This window comes from Bacillus sp. FJAT-47783 (assembly GCF_022808615.1).
Lineage (GTDB): Bacteria > Bacillota > Bacilli > Bacillales > Aeribacillaceae > Bacillus_BZ.
In genome coordinates, this window is sequence record NZ_JAKZKS010000021.1 from 1 (window position 1) to 15,088 (window position 15,088).

Consider the following 15,088-nt stretch of genomic DNA (forward strand, 5'->3'; position numbering starts at 1 on the left):
CTGGTTGTACATAGCGAAAACTCCTATCGTGATTTGTCTCGTCAACGATTACGATACCAGAGTTTTCGCTTTTTTCATATCCATATATGGAAAAATATTCGTTTTTTACATAAGCAACCCCAAGTTATGGTGATGAGCCATTTTACTACTCTTTTTCTTTAATTTTCCTCGTTATTTTGATTAATTTGTTAATAGTCACTGTCAATAGATCAATTTTTTTCGAATCTCATTAATAAATAAAACGCTACTAAAACTGGAAATTCAACATTACCAATAGTGTAATCCATCACTTTATTCCCTCTAAAATCTCCGAAATTCCATATTCCTACAGATCTTACATGGCCATGTCCTCTATAGTGGCAATATTAAACAAGTCGTTCGATTGTTTCGTTATTTTCGACACCGTTTTTTTAGGCTACTGAACGATTGGGTACCTTTTTGTTCGTCAATTTCATTAAATTGTGCTGGCCTAATTCCATCGCGTGTAATAACCCCTTGTGATTCCTGTGTCACACGATTTCATTTTGTATCATTGTCAAATAACGCAATGTTTTTGCGAGCTCTTCCTAATACCAAACTTGCATTTAACCCAGCTGGGCCTCCACAGAAGTAAGCATCTTATCTCCTTTTTTGAAAAAATTATTGACTTTTTGGATTATATAGTTCTTTGTTTAAATAGGTATTCCAATATCTTACTGGGGGGAATGTAAATGTATATTTTAATATGCTCCTTTGCAGCGCTAATCATTTTTTTATTTGCTTGTATGATCTGGAAAAAGAAAATGCTACTTTTACTCATTGGTTTTAACGAAAAGTCATTTTGGGTGATAAAGAGAAGCTTGCCAAAAGAATCGACGTCTTCCGAAATAGAACCAACCGTTTCTAGGTAAAAACTACTATTCCACAGTTTTCCTTTAAATAGTTTTTGTTTAATCTCTGGGAATTTTAAGAACAGTTTTCTTCCTGAGATTCCTTTCAGCATTTTAATGATATACGAACGAGAAATCTTTGGATGAGCCGAGGCAAATACGTGAATATGGTCTTCTTCCCCCACCTCCATTATGGTAACCTCAAACCCTTTTTCTTCTGCAATTTCTTGAAATATAACTTTTAAATATTCTTCCATTTCATGCGTTAAGATTTTCCTTCAGTATTTCACTGACCAAACAATATGATAATTAACGTTATAAACACATGTTCTAGCATGTTTGCTAGCATGTTTGATAGTTTCTTTTTTCTTCTTCATACATATAGTATACCAATTTCATATCATTAATCCTATTATTAAAGTCTTTTCAAATATGTATATAGTCTTATTAAAAATAAAAAGCGTGATTCATCTCCCCAATAAAATAGGGAGGATTCTCGCGTATCATCCTAAAACATTACCCTTTAAAAAATTCTGATAGGGTGTACATTTGTTTTTGCTGAACTAATTCTGAACATTTGTCCAGTTCAAAATTCTTCCCGAAGCATACTCTATGTTAAGAAGAGCTTTGTATGACATGATCTTGACTAGAGGAGGAGTGAAAATGTCCGGAGGTTATTATCATTTATGCTGCAAATATCGAGGGAGACCTGTTGAAATACGAGATAGATTTGGTAAGACACATAGAGGAATAATAGATCGAGTTTCACCATCTCATGTATATATACGACCTGTTCAACCATCTGGCCCAAGGGGACCAAGAGGGTTTGGTTATCCTAGGTATGGAGGAGGCTTTTTTGGTCGCCCATTTGGATTTGGGTTCGGTGTAGCCGCCGCAGTTGCTATTGCTGCGATTGTAGCCATTGCTGTCATTCCATTCGCGTTTTTCTGGTAAATGAGTTGGTAGTGTGAAGGCACTACCTTTTTACATACATACAATGGCATAAAATCAATATATACGGATCAAATCATTACACACGGCTGACCCGGATATCATTATTTGAATGAGTATCTTATTAAGAAAACACAGAAGTATTTTCTTAATTGGAGTACTTCTGTGTTTATGTTTGTTATTAGCCTAAAGGAAAAAGATGGCTGATAACAGAATGAGCGAAACAATAGCGATAAATGGAATAAAAAATCCCCTTGGTTCATTTAGTGCTTGAAGGTATACGCCATGTGGAGTTGCGTATTTGATTCTTCCCCGATAAACTCTTCCTTTTCTATCTCTAATTTGTACGGCTTGCCCCCTGTACTTTTGAGCTAAATAATAATAATTTGCAGACATCATTCCCCCTCCCTTCATCTTCATTCATACTATTTTATGAATGATAGATGAATTGGACTGGGGTAAAAGTCTTTTTTCTCGTAAATGATGAAACCGCCATCATCTATTTGATAGTCGTACTATTGGTCTTCATTTACTTCTTGCTCTTCTTGAGAACCTGCTTGATCCATTACCTCATCTCTTGATCTCCCCCAAAAGAACCCCCATGGATCTCTCTTAGGAAACACATTTTCTTTTTGTTCATTGATAATTTCAACATCCTTGGCATGGATGATGAGCTTATCGACATGAATTACTTTTTCTTTTTTATTTTCAGACATCTTTTCCTCTCCTTCACTCCTTTAATCGTTTATATGGTATTCATCTTCTGTTATTTGCGTATAGGCAGATGCATACATGACTAAAAACGGATAAACCTACAGGGACCAAACAGATGAGACTTTGTCTAACAGTTCTTTTTTTGTTACTACGCTTCTTTTCAAATCCCTTTACCTCCTCACATTTTTCTTCCAGAATCCGTGAGAATAATCAATATTTACAACCGACAATCTTGATATAATAGGATTAGGGGTGATTGAATTCGGAATTTTCAATTAATAATTACATCGGTTTAGCTTTGACAGGTGTGTTAATACTGAATATTAATCTTGAAGAGTAATAAACAAGGAGGCTTTAAATAAGCTATGCTAGGACCATCTTTACACAAATTGGATGCGCACAGATCCATCCATGATGGAGCTGTAACGGAAGGAAAAGAATTAATGGAAGTATTAGAAAAAGTTTATAAAGAGAGGCATGAAAAACATTCTTTAATTGCCGCAAAGGTTCTCATAGAACATTGGGAAACGCGTACACTTGCCCATGCTGAAACAGAAGAAGAAGGTCTATACAAAAGAAAAATGGAAGAAGATCCAGAATTAACGACTACCATTACGAACCTTATTCGTGATCATGATATACTTCGGATACTTGTCAAAGATATTAAACGGTTGTTGCAGGAAAATGGTGTGAATGATGACGTCATTGATCGTTTTAAAGCATTTTCTGTTCTTGTTCAAATTCATAATCGTGAAGAAGAAAAATACTTATTCGATGAACATTCATGACAAACCGTGTCATGTATTCGATCTTGAACCACTTTGGAATATTCCAAAGTGGTTCTTTTAATGGTTAAGCATACTTTCTTTTTATATGGGCAGGAAATCGGCTATTTCACTGATTTCGATAAATTCTGACCTCTGAACAAAGTCGCATTAGCGATTTTGTTCATCGATAGATTTTACGGCTTTCTTTGGATTCATTTTTCGATAAACAATATATTTTCTTGATAAATATTCTAATGGTAGACTCCAGACATGAACGAGTCTCGTGTAAGGCCAAACGGCAAATAAGGCAAAAGCCGCTAAAATGTGAAGCTGAAATCCAATTGGTGCATTCATGACTAACTCCGGAGAAGGCTGAAAACTCAATATCCCCCTAAACCAAGGACCGATTGTTGCTCGGTAATCAAATTCTCCACCTGAAGCCGTATAGCCGACCGTGTTTGAGAATCCAATCACCGTAACGACACCAATTAAAAGCAACACATAAAGATCTTTTCTTGAACTGTTTCTTTTTACCCTTTTACTGTTTAGTCGGCGAATTGTTAACAAGGCACCTCCGATCACCATCATGACTCCTGCAGCTCCACCGAACCATATAGCGCCAAAATGATACATGTGCTCCGTTATTCCGATCACATCATAAAACCCTTTAGGAATAAGGACTCCCGCTACATGTCCGAAAAATACAAAAATGACACCATAATGAAAAAGAATGCTTCCCCACTTTAATAACGGATCTTTTTCGATAAATTCACTTGACTGGGCAGACCAGCCAAATTGATCCGTATTATAGCGATGGATATGCCCGATAACAAAGGTGGTTAACGATATATAGGGGATAATCACCCATAAGAAATAATCAAATTCTGTCATGATTACGATCCCTCCGAATTGGCTTAACCCGCATGATGATTCAGGTCATTTTCACGAGCAGACAAATAGGCTGACATTGCGATGACACAAGCTTTTAATATAAAACCATAAGGATTGTCTTGTTTTTCTAAATTTGATAGTAATTGATCGATTGCTTTTTTATTAATGAAAAACACTTTTTGCACAAAGTGTTCATCCGCAACGGATGCAAACTCTAAGATGAGCGGTAAATAGTCTGGCAGTTCATCATTTTTGATATAAAAGCCTGCTTTTGCAAACTCCATTTTTAATTTGACAAAAGCTAATCCTCGTTCTCTGTTCTCGCCAAACAATCCATGGGTTAAGTAAAGGGTGTTTTGCTCACTAAAGTCAAACCATCTCACGTAGTTTTCACTTAGTTCTTTATATGGCGTTTCTTTCACATATTTATTGAACTGGCGAAAACAATGATTGATCCCCTTGTTTTCGATGGATTGAATGAGTTGATTCACTTCATCTGATTCTGTCCATTCTTTATCGGGATATCTTAAAAATAACGAACAAAGTTTGAAAACGAGTCTAGATTCTTCCGTCCATAGCTTTTCCATTTAGATCACTCCAATATTCTTCAGTGAACGCATATAAATCATCATACTTTTCAGTACCTAAACTACACCCTGAACACCCTTCCATAAAATCGTACCCTGCTGATCCTTGGCCAGCATACATATTCCCTGCTTCTTCGCGGTGGGATTTTGGTATGACGTATCGATCGTTATATTTTGCGATTGCTGATAATTCATACAAATCGACAACCGATTCTTCCGTTAAACCCGCTTCTTTTAAAATGGTTTTATCAAACGGTTTATTTAGATTCACACTTCTCATATAGCTCCTCATTGTTACCATTTTCTTTAATACTCGTTCAATCACTTTTGTATCGCCAGCTGTCATTAAATTCGCGAGGTATTGGATTGGGATTCTAAATTGCTTAATCGTTGGGAAAATCACATTCGGGTCTAATGTATCAATTTGTCCAGCAAACGTATTCGTTATCGGACTTAAAGGTGGAATATACCATACCATTGGTAATGTTCGGTACTCAGGGTGCAAAGGTAAGGCCACCTTATGCTCTACGGCAAGCTTGTAGACCGGTGATTGTTGTGCCGCTTCGATCCAATCTTCTGGTATGCCATCTTTTTTTGCTTGTTGAATAATCTCCGGATCATTTGGATCTAAAATAATGCCGAGATGTGATTCATATAAATCTTTTGGGTCACTAGCGGAGGCCGCCTCTTGCACTTTGTCCGCATCATACAAAACAATGCCGATATAGCGCAGACGCCCTACGCATGTTTCAGAACAGACCGTTGGCTGACCATTTTCAATTCGCGGAAAACAAAACGTACATTTTTCTGCTTTATTCGTCTTCCAGTTGAAATATACTTTTTTATACGGACAACCTGACATACAAAAACGCCAGCTTCGGCATGAATCTTGATCAACTAATACGATCCCATCCTCATCTCGTTTATAGATCGCTCCAGATGGACAAGAAGAAAGGCACGATGGGTTAATGCAATGCTCACAAATTCGCGGTAAATACATCATAAACGCCTGTTCATACTCAGAAATAACTTTTTCATCGACCTGATTCATGTTTGGATCTTTTTTCCCGGTGTTATAAACACCTGCTAAATCATCTTCCCAGTTCGGCCCCCACTGTAAATCCATATACTCTCCCGTCAGTTGAGATTTTGGCCGGGCGACAGGTTGATGTTTTTTCTCTGGACTTTTAATTAAGGTTTCATAATCATAGGTCCATGGTTCATAAAAATCATCGATTTTCGTTAAATCCGGATTGTAAAAAATATTGAGTAACTTTTTCGCACGTCCTCCAGCTTTTAACTCTAATTTTCCATTTTTAACTTCCCATCCTCCTTTATGGGTATCTTGATTTTCCCATTCTTTCGGATAACCGACGCCAGGCTTTGTTTCAACATTGTTCCACCACATATACTCTGCACCTGAACGATTCGTCCATGTGTTGTTACATGTAACACTGCATGTATGACAACCGATACATTTATCAAGGTTCATAACCATTCCAAACTGTGCTTTAATCTTCAAGCCAATCCACCTCATTTCGGTCTAATTTGCGAATGATGACTTGTTCATCTCGTTGGTTTCCCGTTGGACCATAGTAATTAAATCCATAGCTAAGCTGAGCGTATCCACCAATCATTTGTGTCGGCTTTATGTGAATTTTTGTTGGACTATTAAACGTACCTCCCCGGTCTTTTGTAATCTTGGAACCTGGAACATTAATTGTCCGGTCTTGAACATGGTACATAAAAGCGACCCCTCTCGGTAATCGATGACTTACAACCGCCCGAGCCACTACGACTCCATTTCGGTTGTACATTTCAAGCCAGTCATTATCTTGAATCCCCACCGCCAGAGCATCTTCATTGTTTAACCATACGTGTGGCCCACCTCTAAACAACGTAAGCATCGGTAATGTGTCTCCATATGTACTATGGTAAGACCATTTAAAATGGGGGGTTAAATAGCGTAGTTTTATTTCATTTGTTGTCGATGCTGGTTGATTGTCCTTGTTATAAAAAGCCGCCTTCTTTAAAGGTGCTTTAAAAGTTGGTAAATCTTCGCCAAACTCTAACATTAATTCATGATCTAAGAAAAAATGCTGTCGACCTGTTAACGTCCGAAACGGTATAAGCCGCTCAATATTTGTCGTAAATGGTGAGTAACGGCGATTTCCCGTTTCTGATCCACTAAATACTGGAGAGGATAGAACTTTTTTAGGTTGAGCAGTAATCTCATCAAAGGAAATATGCTCTTCCGCTCGTTCAATCACTAAATCCTTTAATTGTTGACCTGTTTTCTTTTCCAATGCATCCCAAGCTTTCATTGCTAAAGAACCATTTGTTGTACTGGATAAGGTTAAAATGGCTTCCGCTACATTTCGATCTACCGAGATATCCGGACAGTCTTGATACTCTTTTGTCTTTTTCGCTGTACCGACGATATCTTTTAATTTGTTATATTCCTCTTCAGCATTCCAAGATAGCCCTTTTGCTCCGATTTTCCCGCGAGCATTTGGTCCAAGTGCGATAAATTTGTCGTATACTTTTGTGTACTCTCTTTCGACAATATGAATATGCGGGAAATTCTCTCCAGGAATCGGTTCCATTCCGTTCTTTTTCCAATCCGGAATAAATCCTAACGATTGCGATACTTCATCAGGTGTATCATGTAGAAGTGGTGTAGCGACAATATCCTTTACCGGGTCTGGTAGGTGCTTCTCAGCAAGCGTTTGGAATTTTTCAGCTAATTTTTTAAATGTGTCCCAGTCCGATTTACTTTCCCACGGTGGTGTGATTGCTGGGTTAAAAGGATGAATAAATGGATGCATATCCGTCGAACTAATATCATATTTTTCATACCATGTTGCTGCTGGTAAAACGATATCTGCGTATAAGCCAGTTCCTGACATCCTAAAATCCATATTAATTAATAAATCGAGTTTTCCATCTTGTACTTCGGCTTTTGAATCGACTTCTTCTGTATTTAAAGATGGTTCTGGCTCACCTAAAATCCCTGAATGGGTACCGAGTAAATGTTTAAGAAAATATTCATGACCTTTTGCAGAGCTTCCTAGTAAATTGGCCCGCCATACAAACAACGTTTTAGGAAAATTCACAGGGTTACTAGGCTCTTCTATGGCAAACTTTATTTGACCATTTTTTACTTGATCGACAACATACTTGATCACTTCTTCATTATTTGTCGCTTTTGATTCTTCATATAATGAAATCGAGTTCTTATTAAATTGCGGATAAGAAGGGAGCCAACCTAACCTTGCAGCAAGTACATTGTAATCGCCTAGATGTTTATACATTGGCTCATCAACTAAAGGAGAAATTAAATCAGAAGTATGCTGATCCTCATATCTCCATTGTTCTGTCACAAAATAAAAGAACGATGTACCATTTTGTAAACGTGGTGGTCCTCCCCAATCACGGGCCATTGCGACCGTTTGCCATCCTTCAAGTGGGCGCACTTTTTCTTGGCCCACGTAATGTGCCCATCCCCCACCGTTTACACCTTGTGAACCTGTTAATAATACGAGGTTTAAAATCGCTCGATAAATGGTGTCTGAATGATACCAATGATTAATACCTGAACCCATAATAATCATCGAACGCCCTTTACTATCAACGGCGTTTTGGGCAAACTCTCGGGCAATTTGGGCGACAAGTTTGCGGTCAACACCCGTCATTTCTTCTTGCCATGCAGGTGTGTATGGTTTTGGATCATCATAATCTTTCGGATAGTCCCCAGGTAGCCCGCGATCAACACCCGCTTGAGCTAGCATTAAATCGAATACCGTTGTTACATAAAGGGTTTCACCATTTTGATTCATTTCCTTAACAGGTACGCCCCGTTCAATAATTTGCCTTTGTTCCTGGCCGAAGTATGGAAACTGGACTAATACGGTATGATCTTCTATTCCGAGAAGAGAAAGTGCCGGTTCAATATCCCCGAGTTGATTTTCCGTATCCTTTAAGTGTAAATTCCACTCTCCCCCCTCTGACCAACGATGGCCAATCGTACCATTAGGAGCAGCATATTGATTCGATTTTTGATCAAAAAGAATCGTTTTCCATTCTGCTTTATTTACCTTCATGCCAAGGTCACTTGCCCGTAAAAATCGATTCGTTTTATAACTATTCCCTTGCTTTTTCAATGTAACTAAAAAGGGTAAATCCGTATATTTTTTTACGTAATCTTCAAAATAGGGAGTTTGTTGATCCACATAAAATTCTTTAAGAATGACATGTGTCATGCCCATCGCAAGTGCAGCATCCATCCCGGGATGAACGTTCAGCCAATTATCGGCAAACTTGACAAACTCCGCATAGTCCGGACTAACCGAAACGACTTTCGTCCCGTTATACCGTGCTTCTACGTAAAAATGGGCATCTGGTGTACGTGTTTGTGGTAAATTAGATCCCCAGACGATTAAATAACTCGAGTTATACCAATCAGAGCTTTCCGGTACGTCTGTTTGTTCACCCCATATTTGCGGTGATGCTGGCGGAAGATCGGCATACCAATCATAAAAGCTCAGTAATGGTGCTCCAATTAAATTTAAAAATCTTCCTCCTCCAGCATAACTAACCATAGACATAGCTGGGATTGGCGAAAATCCGATAATTCGATCAGGTCCATATTGTTTAATCGTATGGATTAATTGGGATGCAATCATTGTTGTTACTTCGTCCCAGTTTACTCGTACAAACCCGCCTTTTCCGCGCGCAGATTTGTATACTTTCTGCATATCTGAATTTTCTGATATGACTTTCCATGCTTCTACCGGGTCGTTTGTTTGTTGTAAAGCTTCTTTCCAAACCTTTAATAACGCGCTTCTTACATATGGATAACGAACACGTAAAGGGCTATATGTATACCATGAAAAACTAGCCCCTCTAGGACATCCTCTCGGTTCGTATTCTGGCATGTTTGGCCCTGTTGTTGGATAGTCCGTCTGTTGCGTTTCCCATGTAATAATTCCATCTTTCACATGCACTTTCCAGCTACATGAACCAGTACAGTTAACACCATGAGTTGTTCTGACTACTTTATCATGCTGCCATCTATTTCTGTAGTATTTTTCGGATTCACGATCTGCACGTGATAACGTACTGTGATTGTTTAAATCTTCCGTTCTTCCAAAAAAAGTTAACTTTTTAAGTAATGGAGCTATTTTTTTCTTCATTCTTAAACGTCCTTTCTAATTGTTTTCCTTACTTCTATGAAAAAAAATAGAAAAGTGCTTTTTAGTTAGATTCATTCTGTTTATGGCTTATTTACTTCTTTTGATAGATCGCTAAAAATGGCCACATAATACATCACTTCACCAGCATCGTTTTCAACCGTACTAATCGTTAACCATTCGCGATATTCTTCCCCATTCTTACGCTTATTCCAAATCTCGCCTTGCCAATATCCGCTTTTCTCAAGCTCTTCCCACATCGCTTTGTAAAAACTTTGGCTATGTCGTCCAGATCTCAGTAATCTAGGGGTTTTCCCGATTGCTTCTTCCTCTTTATATCCCGTGACCGTACTAAATGCTGGATTGACTTTTTTGATCACACCATTCGTATCGGTAACCATGACGCCTTGACCCGTGCTTTCAACAATGTTGTCTGCGAGTCTTAATTTGTCTGAATAAAACATCCATAACACAATAATGAGACTGGCAAGCGCAAACTCTGATAATGCCATAAAACCGATTGAAAATTGTCCAGTCAAATTATGGACAGCTGTTAAAATAAGCGGTGGGAAAAATCCGCCAATCCCTCCCATCGCGGCAACGATTCCGTTAACAATCCCCCCTTGCTTTGAAAAATAAAGAGGTACGAGTTTAAAAACGGTTCCATTTCCAATCCCTGAACAAACCGCTACGGCTAACGTTCCGACCGTATACAATGTTATTGTTGGTGAAAAAGAGAGTAATACCCCAGAAAATGTTAATCCTGTGAAGACGATCATAAGAACTTTAAATGGATTAAATTTGTCCGCCAACCAACCACCGAGGGGGCGAATGAATGTACAAATGGCGATAAAACCTGCTGTACGTAAACCTGCATCCACTTCGCTCAAATTAAATTGTGTAACGAGAAAATTAGGCAGGTACACTGTAAAGGCAACAAACGAACCAAACGTTATAAAATAGAACAAACTAAGAAACCATAACTTTTCATCCCGATAAACACTTATAATCTGTTTCTTTAAAGATGTCTTCACTTTTGGTTCGGCTCGGTCGCCAAAGAAGTAATTTAGTACAGCAAATACAAGGAGGGGGAAAAGTAGCAGTTGCACCGTCACTTTCCAACCAAATTGATTCGCTATGATGGGTGCCCCAAATGAAGTAATCGCTGTGCCGATATTTCCGACTCCATATAAACCATTAACAAACCCATGTCGCTCTTTTGCGTAATACTTTGGTAAGGAAGTAACACCAACGGAAAAGATAGCACCCCCAACACCTAAAAATAGCCCAGCAATGAATAAGTCAACAAAAGAATTTGCCAGACTTAAATAGTAGACGGGCAACATTAAAAATAATAGGTTAATGAGAAATAGCCACCTTGCCCCAAACCGATTCGTCCAATAGCCAATCGGTACGCGAAGGACAGAACCAAGAATGACTGGAATAGCCGTCACCCATGATATTTGTGCTGATGAAAGGGTGATATCTTCTCTTATAAAAGGCATTAACGAAGAAATCGCGACCCATACCATAAAGCCGACAATTAGACTTAATGTCTGAAGTGGTAACTGAATTTTTGTTAACTTCATATTGGAAACCCTTCCCTATGTTTTAGATTTCTTTCCTATCATTTCAAAAAGAATGATGGATTATTCATGGTTTGACTGAAGGGAATGATTAAAATCGTCGATATTCCAATTAATGAAGGTAATAAGGACTTTATGGCGAAATATGGTCAATAAAATGGGGGATTTCAATAGAACGAACATGATTTATTCGTATAAACTATTAATAAAGTGAATTAAGGGATGGTATCATGCCAGCAATTGTAGGCCCAATTAAAATTAATTCAGTATCTGGTGGTATCGTAAACTTTGGAGACTCATTTTATCTCTCTCCGAAAACGGAGTCGAAGTCGGTTTCTGGTTCTGGAAGCGGCAATACAGGTGATTTCCATATTGTGAATAATGGTTTTAATATTTCAAGCGGCATTGATCCAGACGTGAATGATCAAAATCAAACGGCTAATAAATAAACAGTATATAAATTAGTTGAAAATTCCGAAAGTTAATGTGGTGACAACGAGTCAGAAAGAAAAATCAACCTCCTCTCTAGTAGGAAAGTAAGATTAGAGTGATGGATAATAGACAATCTATCACTCATTTACTATTCGATTCGTTTCCTTTCCTTTTTAAAGAAATCTTGACACATCATGGTTCCTCTAAAACTTCTGTAAGGTGATGAACGATTTTGGCTGTTAGTCCCCAAATGACTCGCCCTTCGTATTCATAAAATAATTCATCAAACCCGCGAACTTGCCAAGGGTAGTTTTCACCACCTGGGATTAAGTCAAAAGGAAAATCATCGGCAGGCTTTGGGATAAATTCGACTTGATAAGTTTTCGGATTTGTCTGTTGGAAGAATGAAAACGGTACAGTAAAGATTTCGGCTACTTCATCTTGATTTGGGTGAATGGTTTCAAAAGAAGTCGTTAAAGTTCCGGCAAATAAATGAAACATTGTTTTAAAAGGAGATACGATATAATCTAATGGAAAAACGTCTTTAATTACTTCATTTGTGACATTTAGTTCTTCTCTCGTTTCTCGAATAGCAGCCGCTTTGACGGATGAATCTTCTCTGTCTACTTTTCCACCAGGAAAACAAACGTCACCAGGTTGACGTCGCATATGATGAGCACGCACTTCAAACAAAATATGGATTTCATGGTTTCTTTTTATAAGGGGCACGAAAATAGCAAAATGTTGAAATGATTTTTCTTCTAAAACCTTTGGTATTCGTTTTAATACCTTTTTTCTAAAATGGTCATCCATCATAAAAAAATCCCTTCCTTTTATCTTTTTTATTTCTTCATAATTTGATGAATGTCCTTTTTTCATTTTATATTCTCCTAATTATTTTACTTGCTGAAAAATACTTGATTATTTTCGAAAGTTAAGATCTCATACAAAAAAGAGGTTGAGACATCACGAAAATGTTTCAACCTCATACATCATTTCTAATTATCGTAAAATGTTTATAAAGTGAAACTTCATTCAGTGGGGGGTTTTTCACCCCCACTGAATGTTAGTCCCTACGGGATGACCTAAAGGCCCTTGTGGCCCACAGGATGTGGGTTTCACAAACGTTGCCACAGGACGTGGCGCTCTTAGTCTGTGTTCTTTATGTTCGGACCTATACGGGCAGTTGTCCCCCCACCTACCTTCTTTGCATTACTACAGAATCTTGAGGTGGGGTCTTACTGCCCGTTAAGAGTGGGATAAAGGATGCTTTCTTCTCTGGATGTAAATTTTAAACAGCTTTTTGTTTAGACAATTTATTGATCCAAATAACCAATCCCACCATTGCTGACCAACAGCAAAATGACAAAATGACCATTAATAAAGAACCCGAAATACCTGGAATGTCGACTTTATTATTTCCGATAATCAATTGGAAAAGGTTGTACCAATCGACGTTATAATAGACCCCTACAAATATAATGACAACAAAAACAAAAAATTGTAATAGGATGTTCCCAATCTTCCTATAAGTCATATGAATGAGTATGGATAGTTCTCGTTGTGGTAAATCATGTTTATAGACTTTCATATTATTTTGTGTAGACACCATATTGTAAACGTAGCTGCCAAGCAAAATTCCAATTGAAATCAAGACAGGTGAAATAAACCCAAACACGATAAAGAATGTACTAATGATAAAAACATTTAACGGATTCATGTTTTTAATCAGTTTGTCATTCACGAGCGTCCATAAAACAAGACCTGCTAAATAAGGCACAAGCACTATATAAATACTAATTAATATATTGTAAAACGACAAACTATAAAACATCCCGATCAAAAGTAAATAACCATTTCCTAATCCAAGTAAAAAAGATTCAGCTTGAAGTCGCTTAGGTAATGATGAAGATAGCGAATGAATAAATTTTTCTTTTAATACCGTCATAATCATGTAAACGGTAATGACTAACGATACAATTAGAAACAAAAAGATCATTTGTTCATTTTGGATCATACGACTTACACGGACCGCTATGACTAATAATGAAATAAGCAGAAACCGCCCAACTGCAGCACCTATCGGAACAATGGGTGTTTCTTTTACTTTCTCAATAGGATCCATCCTTCTTATTATGAGAAGTGTGACGATCAACGAAGCTCCATACAATATAAATAGCACTGATAAGCCTACTGATTGGATGGAGAAAAGCAAGAGATTTAACAATAAAAATAAGCTCCCAATCACGATCGCTATGTGAGTTGGAGTGAACACATCCCCTCCTCTTTCAACATGGCGATATAATAACGTTGTAGTCATAGGAATCGTAGCGCTCACTGAAAATCCAGTAATCAATGCGCTAACTTCTAACCATATTGATGACTGTTGAAAAAGAACCGTACTGATCATCGATATAATCGTCATCGCAACGGACCATTGTAAAGAGCGATAAATTCCCACTTTACTAACAATAGGAATCCAAATGAACACTCCAGTCGTAAACGTCGTATAAAATAAGATGAACGGCCAATATCCCTTCACACTTCCCATTAGTTGTAGTCCGTACAGCAAGTATAAGAGGATTGGAAAAACGGCTGTACTCATAAGTAGACTAAACGCGATCATTCCTTGAAATGGTCGTCGTTTCTTTTGATTAATCTGTTCCATATACCCCTCCACGATCACGATCTTTCTAAACCATAAGGTAATGCTTACTTATCATTACCACTCGCACATGATCATATCAAAAAAAGCAACTGAATAAAAGTACAGTTGCTTCCAAATTTAAAATAATAACATATAAGAAAGGATAGATACCCCAATATGAGGAAGACTAAAGAGTGCAAAACGATAGGCATGAAAGGTCCTTTCAGTTCTCATTTTCTTTATTTCAGTTGAAAAGTTGGCACGCATTTGATCTCCACTTACGAAAGCACTTAGAAAAAGTCCTGATAGAAAGAGCGAGACGACTCAGAAAATGGAAGTTATATAAAAAATGTATTGAACTTGTTGAAAAACAACCCCAATAACGACAATAAACAAAGTTGATAACAATCCGGCCATAAACCATTTTTTCATTTCATCACACCTTATTCCAC

The 15,088-nt window shown here is 37.7% G+C and carries 14 protein-coding genes and 2 pseudogenes; 3 read left to right on the forward strand and 13 right to left on the reverse strand.

Features of this window, described 5'->3' with window-relative positions; translation table 11 throughout:
* Positions 1 to 209 precede the first annotated feature (209 nt).
* The 3 genes and pseudogenes from MLD65_RS18460 to tnpA form a co-directional block, all read right to left on the reverse strand.
* Positions 210 to 287 carry a YvrJ family protein gene (locus MLD65_RS18460; protein ID WP_481748529.1) on the reverse strand — a complete coding sequence of 26 codons (78 nt, stop codon included), beginning with the start codon at positions 285 to 287 and terminating at the stop codon, positions 210 to 212.
* A 68-nt stretch (positions 288 to 355) separates the two neighbouring features.
* A pseudogene (locus MLD65_RS13670) lies at positions 356 to 576 on the reverse strand (NAD(P)/FAD-dependent oxidoreductase); the annotation flags it as partial.
* A 79-nt stretch (positions 577 to 655) separates the two neighbouring features.
* On the reverse strand, positions 656 to 1,141 hold the full coding sequence (tnpA, locus tag MLD65_RS13675; RefSeq protein ID WP_347709307.1) for an IS200/IS605 family transposase: 486 nt from the start codon (positions 1,139 to 1,141) through the stop codon (positions 656 to 658).
* Positions 1,142 to 1,532: 391 nt separating this feature from the next.
* Here tnpA and MLD65_RS13680 point away from each other — a divergent pair, with 391 nt between their 5' ends.
* Complete coding sequence (locus MLD65_RS13680) at positions 1,533 to 1,823, forward strand: hypothetical protein (protein ID WP_243292431.1); 291 nt, start codon at positions 1,533 to 1,535, stop codon at positions 1,821 to 1,823.
* Between the two features lie 183 nt (positions 1,824 to 2,006).
* On the opposite strand, the gene MLD65_RS13685 is transcribed toward MLD65_RS13680, so the two are convergent.
* A complete protein-coding gene (locus MLD65_RS13685) occupies positions 2,007 to 2,219 on the reverse strand; it encodes a hypothetical protein (RefSeq protein WP_243292432.1) in 213 nt (70 codons plus the stop codon).
* Positions 2,220 to 2,335: 116 nt separating this feature from the next.
* Positions 2,336 to 2,536 carry a hypothetical protein gene (locus MLD65_RS13690; protein ID WP_243292433.1) on the reverse strand — a complete coding sequence of 67 codons (201 nt, stop codon included), beginning with the start codon at positions 2,534 to 2,536 and terminating at the stop codon, positions 2,336 to 2,338.
* A 363-nt stretch (positions 2,537 to 2,899) separates the two neighbouring features.
* On the opposite strand from MLD65_RS13690, the gene MLD65_RS13695 reads away from it, so the two are divergent.
* Positions 2,900 to 3,322: a hemerythrin domain-containing protein gene (locus MLD65_RS13695; RefSeq protein WP_243292434.1), complete on the forward strand. Its 423-nt coding sequence runs from the start codon at positions 2,900 to 2,902 to the stop codon at positions 3,320 to 3,322.
* Between the two features lie 147 nt (positions 3,323 to 3,469).
* On the opposite strand, the gene narI is transcribed toward MLD65_RS13695, so the two are convergent.
* The 5 genes from narI to MLD65_RS13720 all read right to left on the reverse strand — a co-directional run bounded on the left by narI (position 3,470) and on the right by MLD65_RS13720 (position 11,560).
* Positions 3,470 to 4,192 carry a respiratory nitrate reductase subunit gamma gene (narI, locus tag MLD65_RS13700; RefSeq protein ID WP_243292435.1) on the reverse strand — a complete coding sequence of 241 codons (723 nt, stop codon included), beginning with the start codon at positions 4,190 to 4,192 and terminating at the stop codon, positions 3,470 to 3,472.
* A gap of 23 nt (positions 4,193 to 4,215) precedes the next feature.
* Positions 4,216 to 4,779 (reverse strand): nitrate reductase molybdenum cofactor assembly chaperone, encoded by a 564-nt coding sequence (narJ, locus tag MLD65_RS13705; RefSeq protein ID WP_243292436.1) that lies wholly within the window; start codon positions 4,777 to 4,779, stop codon positions 4,216 to 4,218.
* Positions 4,751 to 6,301, reverse strand: coding sequence for a nitrate reductase subunit beta (gene narH / locus MLD65_RS13710; protein WP_243292437.1), 1,551 nt, complete (start codon positions 6,299 to 6,301; stop codon positions 4,751 to 4,753). Before narH ends, narJ begins: the two co-directional genes overlap by 29 nt.
* Complete coding sequence (locus tag MLD65_RS13715; protein ID WP_243292438.1) at positions 6,291 to 9,974, reverse strand: nitrate reductase subunit alpha; 3,684 nt, start codon at positions 9,972 to 9,974, stop codon at positions 6,291 to 6,293. The genes narH and MLD65_RS13715 overlap by 11 nt, the downstream gene beginning before the upstream one ends.
* A gap of 80 nt (positions 9,975 to 10,054) precedes the next feature.
* A complete protein-coding gene (locus MLD65_RS13720) occupies positions 10,055 to 11,560 on the reverse strand; it encodes a nitrate/nitrite transporter (protein WP_243292439.1) in 1,506 nt (501 codons plus the stop codon).
* 227 nt (positions 11,561 to 11,787) lie between these two features.
* Here MLD65_RS13720 and MLD65_RS13725 point away from each other — a divergent pair, with 227 nt between their 5' ends.
* Positions 11,788 to 12,006, forward strand: coding sequence for a spore germination protein (locus tag MLD65_RS13725; RefSeq protein WP_243292440.1), 219 nt, complete (start codon positions 11,788 to 11,790; stop codon positions 12,004 to 12,006).
* A gap of 175 nt (positions 12,007 to 12,181) precedes the next feature.
* Here the strand turns inward: MLD65_RS13725 and MLD65_RS13730 are convergent, their stop codons facing one another.
* From MLD65_RS13730 to MLD65_RS18465, 3 genes and pseudogenes are all read right to left on the reverse strand, one after another.
* Positions 12,182 to 12,868 carry an NUDIX hydrolase gene (locus MLD65_RS13730; protein WP_243292441.1) on the reverse strand — a complete coding sequence of 229 codons (687 nt, stop codon included), beginning with the start codon at positions 12,866 to 12,868 and terminating at the stop codon, positions 12,182 to 12,184.
* Between the two features lie 412 nt (positions 12,869 to 13,280).
* Entirely contained in the window at positions 13,281 to 14,657 is a 1,377-nt protein-coding gene (locus MLD65_RS13735) for a hypothetical protein (RefSeq protein WP_243292442.1), read from the reverse strand.
* A gap of 117 nt (positions 14,658 to 14,774) precedes the next feature.
* Positions 14,775 to 14,945, reverse strand: a pseudogene (locus tag MLD65_RS18465) (DUF5316 family protein); the annotation flags it as partial.
* Between the last annotated feature and the right edge of the window lie 143 nt (positions 14,946 to 15,088).